Here is a 23367-nt window from a genome sequence, read left to right as displayed (position 1 = left end):
TCTCGCGATCCGGGATGGCCGGGGGAGTGACGGGGTAGTGCAAACTCGGACAAGATCGATCGTGCGCAGTGAAGCACCGCAAGTGTCCCGAGCGTTTTGAGAACGGTTATTGAGGAGCGGCCAGATGACCCGGCAGAGCAGGACCAGTCCCGCGGGCAGTGAGCGGAGTCTGCACCAGGCGTACGACACGGCCCTGCTGGACCTGGACGGGGTGGTGTACGCGGGCGGGCACGCCATCGCGCACGCGGTGGAGTCCCTGGCCGCGGCCCGGGCCGGCGGGATGCACCTGGCGTACGTCACCAACAACGCGCTGCGGACGCCGGAGGCGGTCGCGGAGCACCTGTGCGAGCTGGGGATCCCGACCGAGGCGGGCGAGGTGATCACCTCGGCGCAGGCGGTGGCCCGGCTGATCGCGGAGCAGGTGGAGCCGGGGTCGAAGGTGCTGGTGATCGGTGGGGAGGGGCTGCGGGTCGCGCTGCGCGAGCGCGGGCTGGTGGCCGTGGACTCCGCCGACGAGGAGGGGCTCGCGGCGGTGGTCCAGGGCTACGGCGGGCCGGGCCTGGAGTGGGGGCGCTTCGCGGAGGCCGCGTACGCGGTCAACCGCGGGGTGCCCTGGTACGCGTCCAACACGGACCTGACGATCCCGGGGGCGCGCGGTATCGGACCGGGCAACGGGGCCGCCGTGGAGGTCGTGCGGATCGCCACGGGCGCGGAGCCGCAGGTGGCGGGCAAGCCGCTGCCGCCGATGCACCGGGAGACCGTGCTGCGGACGGGCGCGGAGCGGCCCCTGGTGGTCGGGGACCGGCTGGACACCGACATCGAGGGCGCGTTCAACGGGGACGTGGACTCCCTGCTGGTGCTGACCGGGGTCACGGACGCCGAGCAGCTGCTGCGGGCCGAGCCCCGGCACCGGCCCACGTACGTGGACCGGGACCTGCGCGGGCTGCTGACCGGGCAGCCGGAGGTGGCGGAGCGGGACGGGGCCTGGCGGTGCGGCGGCTGGGGCGCGGTCCACGCGGGCACGCACCTGGAGCTGACCCGCGCCGGGGGCGGGGAGGCCGATCCGCTCGACGGGCTGCGGGCGCTGTGTGCGGCGGCCTGGTCGGCGGCCGGGGACGGGGTCTACCGCGACGACGTGGAGAAGGCGCTGGGGGCGCTCGGGTTGTGAGCGGGGGCGCTCGGCCGTACGGGGGATCATTCGCGGCGGAGGGTAGGCTAACCTAACTTGCGTGTTGGCTGAGAGTCCCCCCGAAACCGAGCCCGGCGCACCCGCGCCCGCGCCTGCCGTCGCCCGTCCGGGCCACGGCAGGCGCACCGCCGGTCTGCTGATCGCCCTCGCCGTACTGGCCCTCGTCGCGGTGGCGAGCATCGCCGTCGGTGCCAAGGCCATGCCGGTCGGCGACGTCTGGCACGGCCTGTTCCACTACAGCGGCACCACCAACGACGTGGTCGTACGGGACCTGCGGGTCCCGCGCACCGTCCTGGGGGTGATGGTCGGGCTCGGACTCGGCCTCTCCGGCGCGGTGATGCAGGCCCTGACCCGCAACCCGCTGGCCGAACCCGGCATCCTCGGCGTCAGCGCCGGCGCCGCGGCCGCCGTGGTCTCCGCCATCAGCTTCCTCGGGGCGAGCACGCTGACCGAGTTCGTCTGGTGGGCCTTCCTCGGCGCCGCCGCAGTCTCCGCCGCCGTCTACGTCCTCGGCGGCAGCCGCAGCGCGACCCCGGTGCGCCTCGCGCTCGCCGGTACGGCGGCCAGTGCCGCGCTCGTCGGCTACATCAACGCCGTCCAGCTGATGGACAGCAAGGCCCTGGACAAGCTCCGCTTCTGGACGGTGGGTTCGCTGGCGTCGGCCACCATGGACACCGTCCGCCAGGTGGCCCCCTTCCTGCTGGCCGGCGCCCTGCTCGCGCTGCTGCTGGGCCGGCCGCTCAACGCGATGGCCATGGGTGACGACACCGCCCGGGCGCTGGGCGCGCACCTGACGCGGACCCGGATCGCTGCGATGGCCGCCATCACCCTGCTGTGCGGGGCCGCGACCGCCGCCTGCGGGCCGATCGTCTTCGTCGGGCTGATGATCCCGCACCTCGCACGTCTGATCACCGGTCCCGACATGCGCTGGGTGCTCGCCTACTCGGCCGTCCTGTCGCCCGTGCTGCTGCTCGGCGCCGACGTCGTCGGACGGGTGGTCACCCGGCCGGGCGAGCTCCAGGTCGGCATCGTCACCGCGCTGGTCGGCGGCCCCGTCTTCATCCACCTGGTCCGGCGCAAGAGGATGGCCCAGCTGTGAGCGACACCCGCATCCGCAGGGCCGCCCGGCCGCGCACCCTGCGCGGCCCCGCCGCCACCTCGCTGCGCGTCGAGCCGCGCGCCCTGCTCGCCGGGCTGCTGCTGGTCGCCGCGGCGCTGGCGCTCGCCGTCGTCCTGATCGGCACCGGCGACTTCGAGATAGCGCCCGGGGACGTCGTGTCCACCCTGCTGGGCAACGGCACCCCGGCCGACGACTTCATCGTCAACGACCTGCGGCTGCCGAGGGTCCTCGTCGCGATCCTGGTCGGCGCGGCCCTCGGGATGTCCGGGGCGGTCTTCCAGTCCGTCTCGCGCAATCCGCTCGGCTCGCCCGACCTGCTCGGCTTCGGGTACGGCTCGGCGGTCGGCGCGCTCGTCGTCATCACGGTGTTCAAGGGCGGGGCCACCGAGGTTGCGCTGGGCGCGGTCGTCGGCGGTGTGCTCACCGGGGCCGTGGTGTACCTCCTCGCGTACAAGAAGGGGATCCACGGGTACCGGCTGGTGCTGGTCGGCATCGGTGCCTCGGCCGTCCTCGTCGCCGTCATCCAGTACCTGATCGCCAAGGCACAGCTGGTCGAGGCGACCCGGGCGATGGTCTGGCTGACCGGCTCGCTGGCCGGCCGGGACTGGGCGCAGGTGTGGCCGCTGCTGGCTACCTGCGCGGTGCTGTTCCCGCTGGTCCTCGGGCAGAGCCGGGCCCTGCGGGTGATCGAGATGGGCGACGACGCCGCCCACGCCCTGGGCGTGCCGGTGGAGCGGACCCGGATGCTGCTGATGCTGGCGGCGGTCGTGCTGACCACGGCGGCCGCCGCGGCGGCCGGGCCGGTCAGCTTCGTGGCGCTGGCCGCGCCGCAGCTGGCCCGGCGGCTGACCCGCTCGCCCGGGTCGAACCTGCTGACCGGCGCGCTGGTGGGCGCCGTCCTGCTGCTGGCCTCCGACCTGGCCTCGCAGCGGGCCTTCGGCGCGGACCAGCTGCCGGTGGGCGTCGTCACCGGCCTGGTCGGCGGTGTCTACCTGCTCTGGCTGCTCGTCATGGAGCGCAAGGCGGGACGGGTATGACGCAGACCAGGCACACCGTGCACACGCACACGACGCACACGACGCACACGACGCACGCGGTGGACGCGCCGCACCCCCACGGGCACGGCCCGGCCGACACGAGGAGTACGCAGGTGCAGAGGCTGACCGCGGAGAACGTCACCCTCGGATACGACCAGCGGGTCATCGCCGAGAACCTGTCGGTGGAGATCCCCGACCACTCGTTCACGGTCATCGTCGGCCCCAACGCCTGCGGCAAGTCCACGCTGCTGCGCGCCCTGTCGCGGATGCTCAGGCCCACCGCCGGACGGGTGCTGCTCGACGGGCGGGCGATCACCTCGACGCCCGCCAAGAAGGTGGCCCGGACCCTGGGGCTGCTCCCGCAGTCCTCGGTGGCGCCCGACGGGATCACCGTCGCCGACCTGGTCGCCCGCGGCCGCTACCCGCACCAGGGGCTGCTGCGGCAGTGGTCGGCGCAGGACGAGCGGATCGTCCTGGAGTCGATGGCCTCCACCGGGGTCGCCGAACTCGCCGACCGGGCCGTGGACGAGCTGTCGGGCGGGCAGCGCCAGCGGGTGTGGATCGCGATGGCGCTGGCCCAGCAGACGCCCCTGCTGCTCCTGGACGAGCCGACGACCTATCTGGACATCCAGCACCAGCTGGAGGTCCTCGACCTGTGCGCCCAGCTGCACGAGGAGCAGGGCCGGACCCTGGTGGCGGTGCTGCACGACCTCAACCAGGCGGCCCGCTACGCCACCCACCTGATCGCCCTGCGCGACGGGGTGGTCGTCGCCGAGGGGCCGCCGGCCGAGGTGGTCACGGCCGGCCTGGTGGAGGAGGTGTTCGGGGTGCCCTGCCGGGTCATCGACGACCCGGAGACCGGCACGCCGCTGGTGGTCCCGTCGGCCCGCAGGGCCCGTGCGAGGACGGCGGCCTAGAGCAGGCTCTTGAGGCGCAGCAGGTCGCGGAAGCCGGCCTCCAGGCGGACCCGGCCCGAGGCCCAGGCCTTGGCGAACTTCAGCTGTCCGTCGACCAGGGCGAGCAGGTCGTCCCCCGACATCGCGAGCCGGATCTCGGCCTTGCCGCGGGGCGGGCCGGGAGTCAGGGCGTCCACCCGGATCCGGCCGCCCTCGAGGCGGCCGGCGAAGGTCACGTCGAGGTCGGTGATGTGGCAGCTCAGGGAGCGGTCGAGGGCGGCCGCGCCGCGCACGTCGCCGTCGGCCCCCGCGAGGTTGTCGGAGAGTCGGTCGAGTGCCGCGCGGCACTCCTGGATCGTAGCCATGGTGTCCCGACCGTACCGCAGAGCCGTGCGTGGCAGCCGGGGTGCTTCGGGGTAGCGTCGGGGCATGACCGACGAACTGTCCGGGAGCCTTCCGGACGTCCCCCAGGAGCCCCTGACGGAGCCCGCGGCCGGGTCCGGGAGCGGGCCCGGGGCGGGGGCCGCCGAGCCCGCCGGGCCCGCGCCGCTGGGCCTCGTACGCACCCCGACCGGGCACCCCGGGGTCGACGCGCACCTGGAGCGGCTCGCGGACGCGGACCACCTGGCGGCGGACGGGCACGTCGAGGTGTACGAGGATGTGCACAGGGGACTGCGCGAGGCGCTCGCCGCGCTGGACGCGCAGCCCGTCCCCGGACCGTACGAAAACAGGAGCTGAACCGAACGTGGCAGGAGTGGCACGCCGCCGCCTGGACGCCGAACTGGTACGCCGCAGCATGGCCCGCTCACGGGAGCACGCGGCCCAGCTGATCGCCGCGGGCCGGGTGACCGTGGGCGGCACGACCGCGACCAAGCCGGCCACCCAGGTCGAGACCAGCGCGGCCCTCGTCGTCCTCAAGGACGACAGCGACCCCGACTACGTCTCCCGGGGCGGCCACAAGCTGGCCGGAGCCCTCGCGGCCTTCCGGCCGCTGGGGCTGGCCGTCGAGGGCCGCCGGGCACTGGACGCGGGAGCCTCGACCGGGGGCTTCACCGACGTGCTGCTGCGCGCGGGCGTGGCCCACGTCGTCGCCGTGGACGTCGGCTACGGGCAGCTGGCCTGGTCGCTGCAGAGCGACGAGCGGGTGACCGTCAAGGACCGGACGAACGTGCGCGAGCTGACGCTCGACCTGATCGACGGGGTTCCGGTGGACCTGGTCGTCGGCGACCTGTCGTTCATCTCGATCGGTCTGGTGCTGCCCGCCCTCGTGCGGTGCACGGCACCGGACGCCGACCTGGTGCTGATGGTCAAGCCGCAGTTCGAGGTGGGCAAGGACCGGCTCGGCAGCGGCGGTGTGGTGCGCAGCCCCGAGCTGCGGGCCGAGGCCGTGCGGGAGGTGGCCGCCCAGGCGTGGAAGCTGGGGCTGGGCGTGCTGGGGGTCACCGCCAGTCCGCTGCCGGGGCCTTCGGGGAACGTCGAGTACTTTCTGTGGCTTCGGGCGGGGGCACCGGCACTCGACCCGGGGGATGTCGACCGTGCAGTGGCGGAGGGGCCTCAGTGACAGATTCGTCGTCGTCAGCGTCAGCGTCAGCGGGCGAACCGGACGCACCGGGTGCAGCGGACGCACCGGGTCCGGCGGGTCCGGCGGGGGAGCCGGAGGGTCCGCGCACCGTCTTCCTGGTCGCCCACACGGGGCGGGCCGCGGCCCTGCGCAGTGCCGAGCTGGTGGTGCTGGGGCTGCTGAAGTCGGGGATCGGCGTGCGGGTGCTCGCGCACGAGGCGCGGGACATGCCGCTGCCGTCCGAGGTGGAGCTCGTCCAGGAGTGCACGCCGCAGGCGCTGGCCGGGTGCGAGCTGCTGATCGTGCTGGGCGGGGACGGGACCCTGCTGCGCGGGGCGGAGTTCGCGCGCGGGTCGGGGGTGCCGATGCTGGGCGTCAACCTGGGCCGCGTCGGCTTCCTCGCCGAGGCCGAGCGCGACGACCTCGACCGGGTGGTGGACCGGGTGGTGCGCAAGGCGTACGAGGTCGAGGAGCGGATGACCCTCGACGTCCTCGTCCGGAACAACGGTGACGTGGTCCACCGGGACTGGGCGCTGAACGAGGCCGCCGTCCAGAAGGTGTCCGCCGAGCGGATGCTGGAGGTGGTCCTGGAGATCGACGGGCGTCCGGTGACCGGCTTCGGGTGCGACGGCATCGTCTGCGCGACGCCGACCGGCTCGACGGCGTACGCCTTCTCCGCGGGCGGCCCGGTGGTGTGGCCGGAGGTGGAGGCGCTGCTGCTGGTGCCGATCAGCGCGCACGCGCTGTTCGCGAAGCCGCTGGTCACCTCGCCGGACTCGGTGCTGGCGGTGGAGGTGCAGACCGGGACGCAGCACGGGGTGCTGTGGTGCGACGGCCGGCGGACGCTGGAGCTGCCCGCCGGGGCCAGGGTGGAGGTCCGGCGCGGGACGGTGCCGGTGCGCCTCGCCCGGCTGCACCACGCGTCGTTCACGGACCGGCTCGTGGCGAAGTTCGCGCTGCCGGTGTCGGGTTGGCGCGGCGCACCGCACTGAAGCCCTCCGAGGAACCCGCTATTAGCACACCCGTTCGGAAAACTCCGGGCGGGTGAGGTCACATGGCACCCGCGAAACCTCGGTATGGTCGTCCCGTGCTTGAGGAGATGCGGATACGGTCACTCGGGGTCATCGACGACGCGGTGGTCGAGCTGTCGCCCGGTTTCACCGCGGTGACCGGCGAGACCGGTGCGGGCAAGACGATGGTCGTCACCAGCCTCGGGCTGCTGCTCGGCGGCCGCGCCGACCCGGCCCTGGTACGGATCGGGGCCAAGGCCGCGGTGGTCGAGGGCCGCGTCGTGCTGCGCCCGGACGCGGCCGCCGCCGTGCGCGCCGAGGAGGCCGGGGCCGAGCTCGACGAGGGCGCCCTGCTGATCAGCCGGACCGTGTCCGCCGAGGGACGCTCGCGCGCCCACGTCGGCGGCCGCTCCGTCCCCGTCGGCCTGCTCTCCGAGCTCGCCGACGACCTGGTCGCCGTCCACGGCCAGACCGACCAGCAGGGCCTGCTGCGGCCCGCCCGCCAGCGCCAGGCCCTCGACCGGTACGCCGGCGACGCCGTGGCCGTCCCCCTGGAGAAGTACGCCGGCGCGTACCGGCGGCTGCGCGCCGTCTCCGCCGAACTGGACACCATCACCACCCGCGCCCGCGAACGGGCGCAGGAGGCCGACCTGCTGCGCTTCGGCCTGGAGGAGGTCGCCGCCGTCGAGCCGCTGCCCGGCGAGGACGCCGAACTGGCGGCCGAGGCCGAACGGCTCGGGCACGCCGAGTCCCTGGCCTCCGCCGCGCAGGCCGCGCACGCGGCCCTCGCGGGCGACGTCGAGGACCCCGAGGGCGTCGACGCCAACACCCTCGTCGCCGGCGCGCACCGCGCGCTGGAGTCCGTACGCTCCCACGACCCGGTGCTCGGCGCCCTCGCCGACCGGATCGCGGAGCTGGGCATCCTGCTCGGCGACGTGGCCGGCGAGCTCGCCGGGTACGCCGACGACCTGGACGCCGACCCCCTGCGGCTGGCCGCCGTGGAGGAGCGGCGGGCGGCGCTGACCCAGCTGACCCGCAAGTACGGGGACTCCGTCGACGCCGTCCTCGAATGGGCCCAGAAGGGCTCCGCCCGGCTGCTGGAGCTCGACGGGGACGACGAGCGGATCGAGGAGCTGACCGCCGAACGGGACGCGCTGCGCGCCGAACTGTCGCAGCTGGCCCAGGCGCTCACCGACGCCCGCGCGGAGGCCGCCGAGCGGTTCGCCTCCGCCGTCACCGCCGAACTGGCCTCCCTGGCCATGCCGCACGCCCGCGTGACCATCGACATCCGCCAGACCGAGGACCCCGAGGGCGTCGAGGTCGGCGGCCGGCCGGTCGCGTACGGGCCCGCGGGCGCCGACGAGGTCGAGCTGCTGCTCGCCCCGCACCCCGGCGCCCAGCCCCGGCCGATCGCCAAGGGCGCCTCCGGCGGCGAGCTCTCCCGGGTCATGCTGGCCGTCGAGGTCGTCTTCGCCGGCACCACCCCCGTGCCCACGTACCTCTTCGACGAGGTCGACGCGGGCGTCGGCGGCAAGGCGGCCGTCGAGATCGGCCGGCGGCTGGCCAAGCTCGCCAGGACGGCCCAGGTCGTCGTCGTCACCCACCTGCCCCAGGTGGCGGCCTTCGCGGACCGGCAGCTGCTGGTCGAGAAGACCGTCGACGGATCGGTGACCCGCTCCGGGGTCACGGTCCTGGAGGGCGAGGACCGGATCCGCGAACTCTCCCGGATGCTGGCCGGCCAGGAGGACTCGCAGACGGCCCGCGCCCACGCCGAGGAACTGCTCGCGGCGGCACGGGCGGACGGCTGAGAAACCGGGGCGTTAGCCCGTGTGGGTGAGGATGGGGGGCGCACTGCGGTATCCCGCACGGGATCCGCACCCGTATGGTCCCGGAACGCGCGTACGGACTGGCATCCTGGGCGACGTCTCTGACTTCTCACCCTGGAGCTCCGGCCCGTGAGCAGTACCCCGGCTTCGGCACCGCCGCCCGTCCTGCCGTACGGGCGGCCCCCGCTGCGCACCGTGCAGGTCCTCGGCGGGGCGGGCGCGGGCAGCAGCGCGCACGTGCGCTCCCTCGCCACGGGGCTCGCGGCGCGCGGCGTACGGGTCACCGTGTGCGCCCCCGTCGCGGCCGAGGGGGAGTACGACTTCACCGGCGCCGGCGCGGAGTTCACCCCCGACGCGGCGAGCGCCCTGCGGGCCGCCTGCGCCGGGGCGGACGTGGTGCACGCCCACGGCGTCCGGGCCGGGATGCGGGCCGCCCTCGCCCTGCGGGGCCGCGGCCGCCGCGCCCCGCTCGTCGTCACCTGGCACGGCAGCGCACCGGACGCGGGCCCGCTGGGCCGCTTCGGCCGCCTGCTGGAACGTCACGTGGCCCGGGCCGCGGCGGTGGTCCTGGGCTCCTCCTCCGACCAGGTCGACCTCGCACGCCGCCGCGGCGCGCGCGACGCCCGCCTCGCCGCCGTCGCCGTCCCGGCCGCGCCGGCGCAGCCCGACGCGGGCAAGACCCGGGCGGAACTGGGCGTGGTGGAGCGCCCCCTGGTCATCGCCGTCGGCAGCCTGGTCGCCCGCCGCGGCTACTCGTTCCTGCTGGATGCGGCGCGGGCCTGGCGGGACCTGGAGCCGGCACCGCTGCTGCTGATCGCGGGTGAGGGCCCGCTGCGCCCCGAACTGGCCCGCCGGATCGCGTCGGAGAACCTCCCGGTGCGCCTCCTGGGCCGCCGCCGCGACGCCGACCGCCTGCTGGCGGCGGCCGACGTGGCCGTCCTCCCCAGCCGCTGGGAGGGCCGCTCCCTGCTGGCTCAGGAGGCCCTGCGGGCCGGGGTCGCCCTGGTGGCGACGGAGGTCGGAGGAGTCCCCGAACTCGTCGGCGACGCGGCGGTCCTGGTCCCGTACGGCGACTCGGCCGCCCTTGCGGGCGCGGTCACCGCCCTCCTGGACGACCCGGACCGCCGCGCGGCCCTCGCCGTCGCCGGCCGCGCCCAGGCCGCGACATGGCCGTCGGAGGACGACACGGTGGCCCAGGTCCTCTCGGTCTACGACGAACTGATGGAGCGCCGGCGTCCCTGACCCGGCGCCCCCGCCCCCTTACGACGGTGTGGTGTGCCTGCGGGCGCGCAGCGCCAGGCTCAGGGACAGGACCGTTTCCGGGTCGTCGAGGTCCGTGCCCAGCAGCTCCGAGATGCGGGCCAGCCGGTTGTACAGGGTCTGCCGGTTCAGGTGCAGCTCCCGTGCCGTCTCCGCCTTGCGCCCCGCATGGGCCAGGTACGTCTCCAGGGTGGGCAGCAGCGGCGGCCGGGACGTGGCGTCGTGGGTGCGCAGGGCCCCGATCGCCCGGTCCACGAACGCCGCCAGGTCGGGGTGCTCCCGCAGCCGCCACAGCAGCAGGTCGATGTCCAGGCGGCGGGCGTCGTACCAGGGCCGGGCCGGCAGGCCGTGGGCGGCGGTGGCCGTCTCCGCGGCGTGGCGCAGGCCCGCCGAGGCCGCCGCCCAGCTGCCGGAGACGCCGGCGACCACCACCGGCGGGGCCCCGGCCCGGTCCAGGCCGGCCCGTTCCACCCCGGCCCGCAGCGCGGCGGCGACCCGGTCGGCGACGGCCGTGCGCTCCGACTCCGCCCGCAGCGACACCAGCAGCGGTACCCGTCCCTCCACCGGGCGGACGCCCAGCAGCACCGGCACCCCGACCGAGGACAGCTCCTCCTGCACCGCCCGGGCCAGCACCGACCAGTTCCCGGACGGGACCAGCTCCGAGGACAGCCGCATCACCAGCGGCAGCAGCGGTCCCGCCCCCGGACGGAAGCCCAGGACCCGGGCCTGCGCCGGGGCGTCCTCCGCCGAGATCCGCCCCTCCGCCAGGTCCGTCAGGAAGTCGCCCCGGCCGCGTGCGGCGAGCTCCTCCTCCTGCCGGGCCTGCATCAGGACCACCGCCAGCACCCCCGCCGTCCGCTCGGCCGCCATCCGGTGGACCGGCAGCAGCGGCGCCGCCACCCCCACCAGCACGACCCGCGCCCGCACCGAGCCCGTGCCGTGGCCGCCGCCCGGCACGTCCACCACCACCGCGTTCGCCGACGGCTCGGCCACGCGCTGTCCCCGCAGCCCCTCCCACACCTGAAGCGGGTCCGCCGCGGCCTCCCCGGCCACCGGCCCGGCCGCGTACAGCAGTTGGCCGTCCGGGGTCTCCAGGAAGACCGGGTTGGCCGTGAAGTCGGCCAGGATGCGCAGCACCTGCGGGATCCCGCCACCCCCCAACAGGGCCTCCGTGCAACGCCGGTGGACCTCCTCGGCCCGCTGGAGGAGTGCGTAGTGGTGGTTGACGATCTCGGTGTGGATCTCCTCCGTCACGGCGACGAAGGGGACTTCCCGGTGCAGCTGGACCAGCGGCAGCCCGGCCGTCCGCGCGGTCTCCACCAGGGTCGCCGGCAGCCGGGTGAACCGCGGCCCGAGCTCGACGACCAGCGCGGCGATGCCCCGGTCCGCGAGACGCCGTACGAACGCGCGCTGCTCGGCGGGCCGGGTGCCCAGCCCCAGCCCGGTGGTCAGCAGCAGCTCGCCGCCCTTCAGCAGCGACGCGATGTTCGGCACCTCGCCCGCGTGCACCCAGCGCACGGTCCGCCCGAGACGGTCGGCGCAGGCCACCACCTCCGGCAGCCCGCTGCGCAGTCCCGGCAGCTCCAGCGCCCGCTGAACGGTGATCCCGCCCTGGTTGTCCATATCGCGGGACGCTACCGGCCGCCCCGTTCCGAGCGCATCACCGGGTGGTAACGGCGCCCGGCATGTCCCCCATGTCCCCCGGCCGGGCCGACAACTCGTCGTTCCCGCAAGGCGATTATCCGACCGCGTGCCGATTGTGGCGTACGTCACCCGGGTGGAGAGTGGCGGCCTCGCGAACGCCCTCCCGACAGGAACGAGGACGACCCATGAGCAGAGCCGGCACCACGCCCCCGCCCACCTCCCCCGGGGCACCGGGAACACCACCGGTCCAGCGCCTCAAGGCCAACTCCGTGGGCCTGGTCGGCGTGGTCTTCATGGCCGTCGCCACCGCCGCGCCGATCACCGCGATGACCGGCAACCTCCCCATCGCCGTCGGCTTCGGCAACGGGACCGGCGCCCCCGCCGTCTACCTCTTCGCCACCCTCGTCCTGACCGTCTTCGCGGTCGGCTACGTCGCGATGGCCAAGCGGATCACCGCCGCCGGAGCCTTCTACGGCTACATCTCGCACGGCCTCGGCCGGATCGCCGGCATGGCCTCCGGCATGCTCGCCGTCCTCGCCTACGTCGTCTTCGAGGCCTCCATCGTCGGCGTCTTCTCCTACTTCGCCAAGACCACCGTCCACGACCAGCTCGGCGTCGACCTGCCCTGGATCGTCTACGCGGCCGCGATGCTCGCCGTCACCGCCGTCCTCGCCCACTTCGACATCAACCTCACCGCCAAGGCACTCGGCGTGATGCTGGTCGCGGAGATCGCCGTCCTCTTCGCGGTGGCCACCGCGGTCCTGGTCGCGGGGGGCGGCCCCGACGGGATCCCCCTCGAACCGGTCAACCCGAAGAACGCCTTCACCGGCACCTCCGCCGGGCTCGGCCTCTTCTTCGCCTTCTGGTCCTGGGTCGGCTTCGAGTCCACCGCCATGTACGGGGAGGAGTCCCGCGACCCCAAGCGGGTCATCCCCAGGGCCACCCTCGTCTCCGTCACCGGCGTCGGCCTCTTCTACATCTACGTCTCCTGGATGACCATCTCCGGCAACGGCCTGGCGAAGTCCGTCGAACTGTCCGCCTCCGCCAGCCCCCTGGACCTGTTCTTCGCCCCCGCCCAGCACTTCATCGGGGCCTGGGCCGTCGACGCCTTCCAGTGGCTGCTCCTCACCGGCTCCTTCGCCTGCGGGATGGCCTTCCACCAGTGCGCCGCCCGCTACCTCTACGCCATCGGCCGCGAGGGCTTCCTCCACCCCGCCCTCGGCCGCACCCACCCCCGGCACGGGTCCCCGTACCTGTCCTCCGTCGTGCAGACCGTCATCGCCACCGGTCTGGTCGCCGGGTTCTGGCTCACCGGCCAGGACCCGTACCTGCACCTGTACACCCTGCTCGCGATTCTCGGCACGATGGCCATCCTCATCGTGCAGACCCTGTGCTCCTTCGCCGTCATCGGCTACTTCCGCAGGAACCACCCCGAGGACCGGCACTGGTTCCGCACCTTCACCGCCCCGCTGCTCGGCGGGATCGGGATGACCGCCGTCGTGGTCCTGCTGGTCCTCAACATGCAGACCGCGGCCGGGGCCGCCGCCGGCTCCCTCTTCTTCAAGCTGATCCCCTGGATCGTCGGCGCGGTCTTCTTCGGCGGACTGGGCCTGGGCCTCTGGCTCAAGCGGAAGGCCCCCGAACGCTACGAGATCATCGGCCGGATCGTCCTGGAGGACGCCGCCGAGCGCACCGACGAGACCGCACCCCCCGCGCCGCCCGCCCCCACCGACCCGACCGCCGCGACCGTCTGAGGAGCCCCGCCATGGCCCGCACACCGCTCATGCACGCCCTGCGCCGGATCGCCGCCGACCACGCAGCCGCCCGCCGGCTCCGCCTGCCCGTCGCCGAGGTGCGCGGCTCCAGCCGCCGAGAACTCCTCGGCCGGGCCGCCGCCCTCGGCCTCACCGCCGCCCTGGCCCCCGCCACCCTCGCCCACGCCGCCACCCCCGCTCCGGCCCCGGCGAAGAGACCCTCCGGCCCCGCCCGCGTCGCCGTCGTCGGCGCCGGCATCTCCGGCCTCACCGCCGCCCTCACCCTCCAGGACGCCGGCATCCCCTGCACCCTCTACGAGGCCAACCCGGCCCGCGTCGGCGGCCGCATGTGGACCCAGCGCGACCACTGGGCGTACGGGCAGACCTCCGAGATCGGCGGCGAGCTCATCGACACCAGCCACAAGAAGATCCAGGAACTGTGCCGCCGCTTCGGCCTGCCCCTGGAGGACTTCCTCGGCGGCGGCCCCAACGGGGCGGAGGAAGTCCTCTGGTTCAACGGCTCCTACTACCCCCGCAGCCAGGCCGACGAGGACTTCAAGGCCGTCTACCAGGCCCTGCACCGCGACCTCCAGGACGCCGGAGAGGTCTCCTGGAACTCCTCGACCCCCGCCGGCACGGCCCTCGACGACATGACCCTGTACGAGTGGATCGAGACCCGCGTCCCCGGCGGACACCGCTCCCTCCTCGGCCGGTTCATCGACGTCGCCTACAACGTCGAGTACGGCGCCGACACCCAGGCACAGTCCGCCCTGGCCCTGGTCCTGCTGATGGGCTACCAGCCCAACCCGGGCAACTTCAACGTCTGGGGCCTGTCCAACGAGCGCTACCACGTCATCGGCGGCAACGACCGGCTCCCGAACGCCATCGCCGCCGCACTGAACCCCGGCACGCTGGTCATGGGCCGCGAACTGGTCGCCGTACGCGCCAACGCCGACGGCACGCAGACCCTCACCTTCGACGACTCCGGCGCCGTGCGCACCGCCACCGCCGACCACACCGTCCTGTGCGTCCCCCTGCCGATCCTCCAGCGCCTGGACACCTCGCAGGCGGGCTTCGACCCCCTCATGCGCAGCCTGCTGCGCGACGCCCGGATGGGCTACTGCACCAAACTCAACATGCAGTTCACCGCCCGCCCCTGGCGCGGCACCGGCCCCTGGCCCGGAGTCTCCTCCGGCGACTGCTTCACCGACTCCGCCGTCCAGCAGACCTGGGACACCACCAAGGTCCAGCCCGGCACCGGCGGCATCCTGCTCCAGTACGGCGGCGGCTCCCTCGCCGGGGCGCTCACCCCCGCCACCCCCTTCGCCACCGAGTCCGACCCCTACGTCCGCGACCTGGCCGGCCGGGTCCTGACCGGCGTCGACTCCTTCTTCCCCGGCACGAAGGCGGTCTGGACGGGCCGCGCCCAGCTCTCCGCCTGGCACCGCAACCCCTACTCCCTGGGCGCCTACTCGTACTGGCCCACCGGCTACCTGCACCGCTACGCCAAGTACGAGGGCACCGCGCAGGGCAACGTCCACATCGGCGGCGAGCACTGCAGCTACGACTTCCAGGGCTTCATGGAAGGCGGCGCCACCGAGGGCGAGCGCGCGGCCCGCGAGGTGATCGCCGCCCTCCAGTAGGCCTCCGCCCCCACCCGGGACCGGGACCGGCCCTCACACGGGCGGGATGTTGTGGTTGAAGCGGAAGACGTTGTCCGGGTCGTACTCCCGCTTCAGCCGCGCCAGCCGCCGCATGTTGTCGGCGCCCAGCCCGGCCACCACCCGGTCCGCGCCCTCGTCCCCGGTGAAGTTCAGGTACACCGCGCCGGTCGACCACGGCTGGACGTCGGCGCGGACGTCCCTGACCCACCGGACCACCCGCTCGTCGTCGGCGGGGTCCTCCCACATCCCGAACGGGTGCACCGCCCACGGCGCGTCCCGGTACGGCACCGGGTAGTCGCCCCCGGCCGCCGCGATGGCCCCGCCCTGCGGCCACACCACGTGCTGGGTGCCGGTCGGCACCGGCATCGAGGCGGCCCGGGCGCAGAACACGTCCACGAACGCGTCCGGCACCCCGGTCAGGTACTCCGCCGACCAGTAGTTCCGCAGCCCCGGCGGATCGTCGAGCATGCACTGCAGCTCCGCGTACGGGATGGCCGTGACGACCTCCGCCTCGTGCGGGACCGCCAGCAGCGGGCCGGCGAGCCTGCGCAGTTCCTCCTCCGGCCCCGCATAGGTCACCAGCGCACCGGCCAGCAGCAGGCCGACCAGGTGCGGCGGGACGAACGGCGCGGGCGGCCCGGTCAGGTAGAGGAAGCCGCCGCCGGCCGCGTCCGGGCCGGTCTCGATGACGTCCCGGTACGCGCGGAGCACCTCGGGCCCGCGCTCCGGCAGGTAGAAGACCATGGCGATGGACAGGGCGGGCAGTTCGTGCAGACGCAGCGTCAGCGAGGTGGCGATGCCGAAGTTCCCGCCGCCGCCGTGCAGCCCCCAGAACAGCTCCGGATGTTCCTCGGCCGTGACGTCCAGCAGCGCGCCGTCCGCCGTGACCAGCTCCACGCCCAGCAGGTTGTCGACGGCCAGCCCGAACTTCCGGTCCAGCCAGCCCGTGCCCCCGCCCAGGACGAAGCCGCCGACGCCCGTGGTGGAGGCCCGGCCCCCGGTGGTCGCCAGCGCGTACGGCTCGCAGGCCCGGTCCAGGTGGCTCATCGTCGCCCCGCCCGCGATCCGCACGGCCTTCGCCGCCGGATGGACGGTGACCTCGTGCATCCGGCGCAGGTCCACGACCACCGCGCCGTCGTTCAGGGACATCCCCGCCACGCTGTGCCCGCCGCCGCGCACCGCCACCGGCAGGTCCAGGTCCCGGGCGAAGCGCACCGCCGTGACCACGTCGGGCGTGCTCTCGCACTGGGCGATCACCGCGGGCCTGCGGTCGACCATCGCGTTGAAGACCGTCCTGGCCTCGTCGTACCCGGGGTCGTCGGGGGCGAAGACCTCCCCGGCCAGGTCCTCGCGGAGCGCGGCAAGCGCCGTGGCCGCCTTCGAGAGGGGCGCCATCGCTACCCCCCCTTTCCCCAGAAGGGCGTGGGACCCTTCCAGGTTAGGCGGGCGGCCCGAGGGCCGCGCGACGGTGGCCCGGCCGCCCCTCAGCCCCCGTACGCCCCGCTCGCGGTCAGCCGCAGCGCGGTGTCGATCAGCGGAACGTGGCTGAAGGCCTGGGGGAAGTTCCCGACCTGGCGCTGGAGCTTGGGGTCCCACTCCTCCGCCAGCAGCCCCAGGTCGTTGCGGAGCGACAGCAGCTTCTCGAAGAGGCGGCGGGCCTCGTCGACCCGGCCGATCATCGCGAGGTCGTCGGCCATCCAGAAGGAACAGGCCAGGAAAGCGCCCTCGTCGCCCTCCAGGCCGTCCACGCCGGCCTCCTCGCCCGCCGTCGGGTAGCGCAGGATGAAGCCGTCCGGGGTGGACAGTTCGCGCTGGATCGCCTCGATCGTGCCGATGACCCGCTTGTCGTCGGGGGGCAGGAAGCCCATCTGCGGGATCAGCAGCAGCGAGGCGTCCAGCTCCTGGGAGCCGTAGGACTGGGTGAAGGTGTTGCGCTCCGGGTCGTAGCCCTTCTCGCACACGTCCGCGTGGATCTCGTCGCGCAGGGCCCGCCAGCGCTCGAGCGGGCCGTCCGCGTCCCCGCTCTCGATCAGCTTGATGGTGCGGTCGACGGCCACCCACGCCATCACCTTCGAGTGCACGAAGTGCCGGCGCGGGCCGCGCACCTCCCAGATGCCCTCGTCCGGCTCGTTCCAGTGGATCTCCAGGTAGCGGATCAGCTTGAGCTGGAGCACCGAGGCGTAGTCGTTGCGGGCCAGACCGGTCATGTGGCCCAGGTGCAGGGCCTCGGTGACCTCGCCGTAGACGTCGAGCTGGAGCTGGTGGGCGGCGCCGTTGCCGACGCGCACGGGGGCCGAGTTCTCGTAGCCGGGCAGCCAGTCGAGCTCCGTCTCGCCCAGCTCCCGCTCGCCGGCGATCCCGTACATGATCTGGAGGTTCTCCGGGTCGCCGGCGACCGCGCGCAGCAGCCAGTCCCGCCAGGCCGCGGCCTCGCCGCGGTAGCCGGTGCGCAGGAGCGAGGAGAGGGTGATGGCGGCGTCGCGCAGCCAGGTGTAGCGGTAGTCCCAGTTGCGGACCCCGCCGATCTCCTCCGGCAGGGAGGTGGTCGGCGCGGCGACGATCCCGCCCGTGGGGGCGTACGTCAGGGCCTTGAGGGTGATCAGGGAGCGGATCACCGCCTCCCGGTAGGGCCCGTGGTACGTGCACAGGTCGACCCACTCGCGCCAGAACTCGGACGTGGCCTCCAGGGCCGCCTCGGCCTCCGGGGCCTGCGGGGCCCCCAGGTGGGAGGGCTGCCAGCTGATGGCGAAGGCGACCCGGTCGCCCGGGGCGACGGTGAAGTCCGAGTAGGTCGTCAGGTCCTTGCCGTAGGTGTCCGCGTCGGCGTCGAGCCACACGGAGTCGGGGCCCGCGACGGCCACCGTCCGCCCCTCCACCTTGTGCACCCAGGGCACGACCCGCCCGTAGCTGAAGCGCATCCGCAGCGCCGAACGCATCGGGACGCGGCCGCTGACCCCCTCGACGATGCGGATGAGCTGCGGTGCGTGCCCCTCGCGGGGCGGCATGAAGTCGATGACGCGGACGGTCCCGCGTGGGGTGTCCCACTCCGACTCCAGCACCAGCGAGTCGCCCCGGTAGCGGCGGCGGGTCGCCTTCGGCGGCTCCGTCCCCGGCGGGAACGACGGGCCGATCCGCCAGAACCCGTGTTCATCGGTGCCCAGAAGGCTCGCGAAGACGGCATGGGAGTCGAAGCGGGGCAGGCAGAGCCAGTCCACCGCCCCGTCCCGGCAGACCAGCGCCGCGGTCTGCATGTCCCCGATCAGTGCGTAATCCTCGATGCGCCCGGACACGTTGCTCTCCAGTCGAACGGCCACGTCCGCCCCGTAGGGCGCTTGCATTGCGCTGTCGCGCGGTCTCCTGTGCGCAGGGATCCCCGCGTCGAGTCCTACATTGCCGGAACCGGCGTTGTTACGCCGTTCGCCGGACTGCTCGGCGGCGATGTGCAGCGGTATCCGAGCAAGGTATGAGCGCACCCTAGTGATCTCCTTAAGTCTTGGGACAATGTCACTCGGCCGAACGGGTGACCTGGGGGAACGCCGCCGCCGGACGGCGCCGCGGGGTCGCGGGCGGGGCCGGTGCGCAGCGCGCCCGGAGGCGGACCGCCCCGGGCGCTGATAGGCTGGTACCCCGTGGACCGGTGGTCTGCCTGTGCGAATCAGGAGCCCCGAAACCGCAGCTTCGGCACCCCCGGAAACGGGAGAAGTCGCCGGACGCACCTCACCTCGCGACCACGGGAGCCCCCTCTTGGCTATGCCGCCCGCTGCTTTCCGAAACAGCACAGCCATGACGACCAAGCACATCTTCGTCACCGGGGGTGTCGCTTCGTCCCTCGGCAAGGGCCTGACGGCCTCCAGCCTGGGTGCGCTGCTCAAGGCGCGCGGCCTGCGGGTCACGATGCAGAAGCTCGACCCGTACCTGAACGTCGACCCCGGCACGATGAACCCGTTCCAGCACGGTGAGGTGTTCGTCACCAACGACGGCGCCGAGACCGACCTGGACATCGGCCACTACGAGCGCTTCCTCGACGTCGACCTCGACGGCTCGGCCAACGTCACCACCGGCCAGGTCTACTCGCAGGTCATCGCCAAGGAGCGGCGCGGCGAGTACCTCGGCGACACCGTGCAGGTCATCCCGCACATCACCAACGAGATCAAGCACCGCATCCGCCGCATGGCCACCGACGACGTCGACGTGGTCATCACGGAGGTCGGCGGCACGGTCGGCGACATCGAGTCGCTGCCGTTCCTGGAGACCGTCCGCCAGGTCCGCCACGAGGTCGGCCGCGACAACGTCTTCGTCGTGCACATCTCGCTGCTCCCCTACATCGGCCCCTCCGGTGAGCTGAAGACCAAGCCGACCCAGCACTCCGTCGCCGCGCTGCGCAACATCGGCATCCAGCCCGACGCGATCGTGCTGCGCGCCGACCGCGACGTCCCCACCTCCATCAAGCGCAAGATCTCGCTGATGTGCGACGTGGACGAGGCGGCCGTGGTCGCGGCGATCGACGCCAAGTCGATCTACGACATCCCGAAGGTGCTGCACACCGAGGGCCTGGACGCCTATGTCGTCCGCAAGCTCGACCTGCCCTTCCGCGACGTCGACTGGACGGTGTGGGAGGACCTGCTCGACCGGGTCCACAACCCCGACCACGAGGTCAAGGTCGCGCTGGTCGGCAAGTACATCGACCTGCCCGACGCCTACCTGTCGGTGACCGAGGCGCTGCGCGCCGGCGGTTTCGCCAACCGGGCCCGCGTCCAGATCAAGTGGGTCACCTCCGACGACTGCAAGACCCCGGCCGGCGCCGCCGCGCAGCTGTCCGACGTGGACGCGATCTGCGTCCCCGGCGGCTTCGGCGACCGCGGTGTGAACGGCAAGGTCGGCGCGATCACCTACGCCCGCGAGAACAAGATCCCGCTGCTCGGCCTGTGCCTGGGCCTGCAGTGCGTGGTCATCGAGGCCGCGCGCAACCTCGCGGGCATCGAGGAGGCGAACTCCACCGAGTTCGAGCCCTCGACCCCGCACCCGGTCATCTCGACCATGGAGGAGCAGCTGGCCTTCGTCGAGGGCGCGGGCGACCTGGGCGGAACGATGCGCCTGGGCATGTACCCGGCGAAGCTGGCCGAGGGTTCCATCGTGCGCGAGGTCTACGGCGACCAGGCGTACGTGGACGAGCGCCACCGCCACCGCTACGAGGTGAACAACGCCTACCGCGGCGAGCTGGAGAAGAAGGCCGGCCTGGTCTTCTCCGGCACCTCCCCGGACAACAAGCTCGTCGAGTACGTCGAGTACCCGCGCGAGGTCCACCCCTACCTGGTGGCCACCCAGGCCCACCCGGAGCTCCGCTCCCGCCCGACCCGGCCGCACCCGCTCTTCGCGGGCCTGGTCAAGGCCGCGGTGGAGCGCAAGCAGCAGGGCTGACGCTCGGTAACGTAGACGGCCGGGGTACGGATCTTCCGTATCCCGGCCGTCGCACGTCGTGGGAGGACATCGGCATGGACATCGACACCGGCACCGCAATCAAGGACACCGCGGAATCCTGGGAGACCCTGTCGACCAGGCGGCCGTTCCAGGGCGCCAAGACGGCGGTCGACTCCGACGAGGTGCGGATGCCGGACGGGTCCGTGGCCCGGCGCGACTACCAGGTGCACCCGGGGTCGGTGTGCGTGCTCGCCCTGGACGGGGCGGGGCGGGTGCTGGTGATCAACCAGTACCGGCACCCGGTGCGGCGCCGGCTGTGGGAGCTGCCGGCCGGGCTGCTCGACGTACCCGGCGAGAACCCGCTGCACGCGGCCCAGCGGGAGCTGTACGAGGAGGCGCACGTCAAGGCGGGGGAGTGGCGGGTGCTCGCCGACTTCTACGCCTCCCCGGGCGGCTCCGACGAGGCGGTCCGGATCTTCCTCGCGCGGGACGTGGCGGAGGCGGACGGGGTCCGCTACGCCGAGACGGATTCCGAGGAGGCGGACATGCGGGTGGAGTGGGTGGAGCGGGAGGTTCTGGTACGGGGCGTCCTCTCCGGCGAGCTCGGGAACCCGGCGCTGGTGACGGGTGTCCTGGCCGTGACGGCCGCCCTCGCCTCCGAGGCGGGCCTCGACGCCCTCCGCCCGGCGGACGCCCCGTGGCCGGCCCGGCCGTACGAGGCGTAGTCCCGCCGGGCGGTGTGCGGGTGCCGCTGCGCGGTGCTTCTCCCCGCCCCGCCCTTCGGGAACGGGGGAAGTGGCCCCCGGGGGATTAGTAGGCCCATCCGCTGATCCGATCGGGCGATCTATGGGCCACGCTCCACACGGTCCGTCGCTCTGCGTGAACTACGCTCAGCAACCCGAAGGCAGGGAGAGGAGCGGATCCGTGGCGGATTTCGTCGGGCGGCGGCGTGAGCTGAAGGAGCTGCGCGAGGACATCGCGCGGACCGGGCTCGACACCCTCTCCGGCCGCAAGGCCAAGTCGCCCCGCGCGCGGGTGCTGCTCGTCGCCGGACGCCCCGGCTCCGGCCGGACCGCCCTCGCCGAGGCCTTCGTGCGCGAGGTCGCCGACGAATACCCCGACGGCCTGGTCCGCGTCCGGCTCAGCGCCCCCGGCGGCGAACCCCTGGAGACCGATCGGGCCGTCCGCACCCTGCTGGAGGGCCTCGGGGAGCGCACCCCGCCCGGCGCCTGCGAGGACGACCTCAGCGCCGCCCTGCGCGAAACCCTCAGGAACCGGCGGGCGATCCTGCTGCTCGACGACGCCGCCGACCCCCACCAGGTCGACGCCCTGCTCCCCGACACCCCCGAGTGCCTGGTCGTCGTCACCGCCGAGGGCCCCCTCACCGGCATCCCCGACGTCCGTCCCTGCACCCTCGGCGGGCTGGACACCGCCTCCGCCGTCGCCCTGCTCGGCCGGATCATCGGGGACACCCGGATCACCGTCGACCCGACCGCCGCCGAGGACCTTGCCGAGGAGTGCGGGGGGCTGCCGGCCGTGCTCACCCTGGCGGGCGGCTGGCTCGCCACGCACCCCAAGGCCGCCGTCGCCGACCTGGCCAAGCAGCTCCACGAGATGCCCCCGGGCACCTCCGGCCCGCTCGGCCGCGCCTTCCGGATCGTCTACGAGTCCCTCCCGCAGCCCGCCCAGCGCACCGTCCGCCTGCTGCCGCTCGCCCCCGCCGGGATGCTCGACTCCCACACCACCTCCGCCCTCGCGGGCTGCTCCGTGGCCGCGGCCCAGTCCACCCTGGAGGACTTCGCCCGGCTGGGCCTCGTACGGCACGAACGCGACGGCCTCTTCCGGCTCCCCGGCTGCCTCGCGCCCTTCCTCCGGTCCCTGCTGGAGTCCAAGGAGCGGCCCGCCGAGGTGCAGCTGGCCCGGGCCCGGATGCTGGAGCGGACCGTGCGCCTGCTGACCTCCTGCCGGGCCATGGCCGAGCTGCCCGAGGAGGAGGCCGCCGAGGCGCGGGAGGCCCTGGACGGGCTCCCGCGCGCCCTCCGCTTCCCCGACCGGCGGGCCGCCGTCACCTGGCTGGACACCCGGCTGCCCGCGCTGACCGCCTCCGCCACCCTGGCCGTGGCCGACGGCGGCCTGGACACCCTGGCCCGCAGACTGGTCTCCGCACTGGTCAGAGCCCTGGCCGCGCACCGGGGCACCGAGGAGGCCGCCCCCGAGCTGTACGGGCTGCACCGGCTCGTGCTCGGCGTGGCGGAGCGCCGCCACCTGTACCGGGAGCAGGCCGCGGCCCTGCTGAACCTGGCCGACCTGGACGCCGCGACCGGCCGCACCCACGAGGCGCTGGAGCGGTACCGGGCCGCGCTGGCCGCCGGAAAGGCCGCGAAGGACCCGTACGCGACCGGCCGCGCGATGGAATCCGTAGGCGGTGCCTACCAGGAGCTGGCGGACTGGCCGAGGGCCTCCGACTGGTTCGGCCGCGCCCTGGCCCACGCCCTCGCGCGGGGGGAGCGGGCGGACGAGGCCCGGCTGTACGGGCGGCTCGGCAACGTGCACACCTACGCGGGCCGCTACGGGGAGGCGCTGCGCAGCTGGCGCGCGGCCGCCGCGGGCTACCGCCGGCTGGCCGATGTCCCGGGGCAGGCAAAGGCGTTGAGCGAGATGGCGCGCGTCCAGGAGTACGCCGGGCGGCCCGAGGAATCGCTGCACACCTGCCGCGAGGCGATCGAGCTCGCGCGCCGTGCCGGGGACCTGCGGCTGCAGGCCGCGCTCCAGGTCCGCCTCGCCGACACGCTGGACCGCCTCGGCGACCCGGCGGCCGCCCGGCTGCACCGGTCGGCGGCCGACAGATTGCTGGGAGACGACCCCGCAGCCTGCGAAATCCGCAGTGGCTCCGACTGAAATTATTGGTTTGCAAGGCTAGACAGCGCCTCATCCTTCATTAGACTGGCTTCACCACGACATCCAGTGGTGCATCCCGTTGCGCGTTCT

The 23367-nt window shown here is 73.9% G+C and carries 18 protein-coding genes; 14 read left to right on the top strand and 4 right to left on the bottom strand.

Translation table 11 applies throughout. The features are described from left to right. The first annotated feature begins 124 nt into the window (after positions 1-124). From B4U46_RS08555 to B4U46_RS08540, 4 genes are all read left to right on the top strand, one after another. The gene (locus B4U46_RS08555; RefSeq protein ID WP_079425524.1) at positions 125-1168 is read left to right on the top strand and encodes an HAD hydrolase-like protein; all 1044 of its coding nucleotides are present in this window, start codon (positions 125-127) and stop codon (positions 1166-1168) included. Between the two features lie 160 nt (positions 1169-1328). Further along, entirely contained in the window at positions 1329-2288 is a 960-nt protein-coding gene (locus B4U46_RS08550; RefSeq protein ID WP_100864302.1) for a FecCD family ABC transporter permease, read from the top strand. An 11-nt stretch (positions 2289-2299) separates the two neighbouring features. Beyond that, positions 2300-3346, top strand: coding sequence for a FecCD family ABC transporter permease (locus B4U46_RS08545; RefSeq protein WP_079431631.1), 1047 nt, complete (start codon positions 2300-2302; stop codon positions 3344-3346). Continuing rightward, the gene (locus B4U46_RS08540) at positions 3343-4263 is read left to right on the top strand and encodes an ABC transporter ATP-binding protein (protein WP_237292741.1); all 921 of its coding nucleotides are present in this window, start codon (positions 3343-3345) and stop codon (positions 4261-4263) included. The genes B4U46_RS08545 and B4U46_RS08540 overlap by 4 nt, the downstream gene beginning before the upstream one ends. Here B4U46_RS08540 and B4U46_RS08535 read toward each other — a convergent pair. Next, the gene (locus B4U46_RS08535) at positions 4260-4607 is read right to left on the bottom strand and encodes an SCP2 sterol-binding domain-containing protein (protein WP_079425521.1); all 348 of its coding nucleotides are present in this window, start codon (positions 4605-4607) and stop codon (positions 4260-4262) included. The two genes, B4U46_RS08540 and B4U46_RS08535, sit on opposite strands and share 4 nt — an antisense overlap. Positions 4608-4671: 64 nt before the next feature. Between B4U46_RS08535 and B4U46_RS08530 the strand changes: the two genes are divergently transcribed. From B4U46_RS08530 to B4U46_RS08510, 5 genes are all read left to right on the top strand, one after another. Continuing rightward, positions 4672-4980, top strand: a complete 309-nt coding sequence (locus B4U46_RS08530) for a hypothetical protein (RefSeq protein ID WP_079425519.1) — start codon at positions 4672-4674, stop codon at positions 4978-4980. A gap of 7 nt (positions 4981-4987) precedes the next feature. Beyond that, the gene (locus tag B4U46_RS08525; RefSeq protein ID WP_079425517.1) at positions 4988-5803 is read left to right on the top strand and encodes a TlyA family RNA methyltransferase; all 816 of its coding nucleotides are present in this window, start codon (positions 4988-4990) and stop codon (positions 5801-5803) included. Continuing rightward, complete coding sequence (locus B4U46_RS08520) at positions 5800-6795, top strand: NAD kinase (protein ID WP_261340942.1); 996 nt, start codon at positions 5800-5802, stop codon at positions 6793-6795. The genes B4U46_RS08525 and B4U46_RS08520 overlap by 4 nt, the downstream gene beginning before the upstream one ends. A 107-nt stretch (positions 6796-6902) precedes the next feature. Continuing rightward, complete coding sequence (recN, locus tag B4U46_RS08515; RefSeq protein WP_079425515.1) at positions 6903-8621, top strand: DNA repair protein RecN; 1719 nt, start codon at positions 6903-6905, stop codon at positions 8619-8621. A 147-nt stretch (positions 8622-8768) separates the two neighbouring features. Beyond that, entirely contained in the window at positions 8769-9881 is a 1113-nt protein-coding gene (locus tag B4U46_RS08510; protein WP_079425513.1) for a glycosyltransferase family 4 protein, read from the top strand. A gap of 18 nt (positions 9882-9899) precedes the next feature. On the opposite strand, the gene B4U46_RS08505 is transcribed toward B4U46_RS08510, so the two are convergent. After that, positions 9900-11522 carry a PucR family transcriptional regulator gene (locus B4U46_RS08505; RefSeq protein WP_079425511.1) on the bottom strand — a complete coding sequence of 541 codons (1623 nt, stop codon included), beginning with the start codon at positions 11520-11522 and terminating at the stop codon, positions 9900-9902. Between the two features lie 206 nt (positions 11523-11728). On the opposite strand from B4U46_RS08505, the gene B4U46_RS08500 reads away from it, so the two are divergent. Together B4U46_RS08500 and B4U46_RS08495 are read left to right on the top strand one after the other, a co-directional pair. Next, a complete protein-coding gene (locus tag B4U46_RS08500) occupies positions 11729-13297 on the top strand; it encodes an APC family permease (RefSeq protein WP_079425509.1) in 1569 nt (522 codons plus the stop codon). A gap of 11 nt (positions 13298-13308) precedes the next feature. Continuing rightward, the gene (locus tag B4U46_RS08495) at positions 13309-14940 is read left to right on the top strand and encodes a flavin monoamine oxidase family protein (protein WP_167747574.1); all 1632 of its coding nucleotides are present in this window, start codon (positions 13309-13311) and stop codon (positions 14938-14940) included. 33 nt (positions 14941-14973) lie between these two features. Here the strand turns inward: B4U46_RS08495 and B4U46_RS08490 are convergent, their stop codons facing one another. Both B4U46_RS08490 and B4U46_RS08485 read right to left on the bottom strand, forming a co-directional pair. Next, complete coding sequence (locus tag B4U46_RS08490) at positions 14974-16356, bottom strand: FAD-binding oxidoreductase (protein WP_079425507.1); 1383 nt, start codon at positions 16354-16356, stop codon at positions 14974-14976. A gap of 89 nt (positions 16357-16445) precedes the next feature. Beyond that, on the bottom strand, positions 16446-18299 hold the full coding sequence (locus B4U46_RS08485) for a glycoside hydrolase family 15 protein (protein WP_079425505.1): 1854 nt from the start codon (positions 18297-18299) through the stop codon (positions 16446-16448). Between the two features lie 445 nt (positions 18300-18744). Between B4U46_RS08485 and B4U46_RS08480 the strand changes: the two genes are divergently transcribed. The 3 genes from B4U46_RS08480 (at position 18745) to B4U46_RS08470 (ending at position 23277) form a co-directional block, all read left to right on the top strand. Continuing rightward, the gene (locus B4U46_RS08480) at positions 18745-20379 is read left to right on the top strand and encodes a CTP synthase (RefSeq protein ID WP_237292739.1); all 1635 of its coding nucleotides are present in this window, start codon (positions 18745-18747) and stop codon (positions 20377-20379) included. 74 nt (positions 20380-20453) lie between these two features. Beyond that, positions 20454-21104 (top strand): NUDIX domain-containing protein, encoded by a 651-nt coding sequence (locus B4U46_RS08475; RefSeq protein WP_079425501.1) that lies wholly within the window; start codon positions 20454-20456, stop codon positions 21102-21104. Between the two features lie 121 nt (positions 21105-21225). Further along, entirely contained in the window at positions 21226-23277 is a 2052-nt protein-coding gene (locus tag B4U46_RS08470) for a tetratricopeptide repeat protein (protein ID WP_079425499.1), read from the top strand. The last annotated feature ends 90 nt before the right edge of the window (positions 23278-23367 follow it).

Source organism: Streptomyces katrae (assembly GCF_002028425.1).
In the GTDB taxonomy this organism is placed as follows: domain Bacteria; phylum Actinomycetota; class Actinomycetes; order Streptomycetales; family Streptomycetaceae; genus Streptomyces; species Streptomyces katrae_A.
This window is presented reverse-complemented; position numbering and strand designations above follow the sequence as displayed.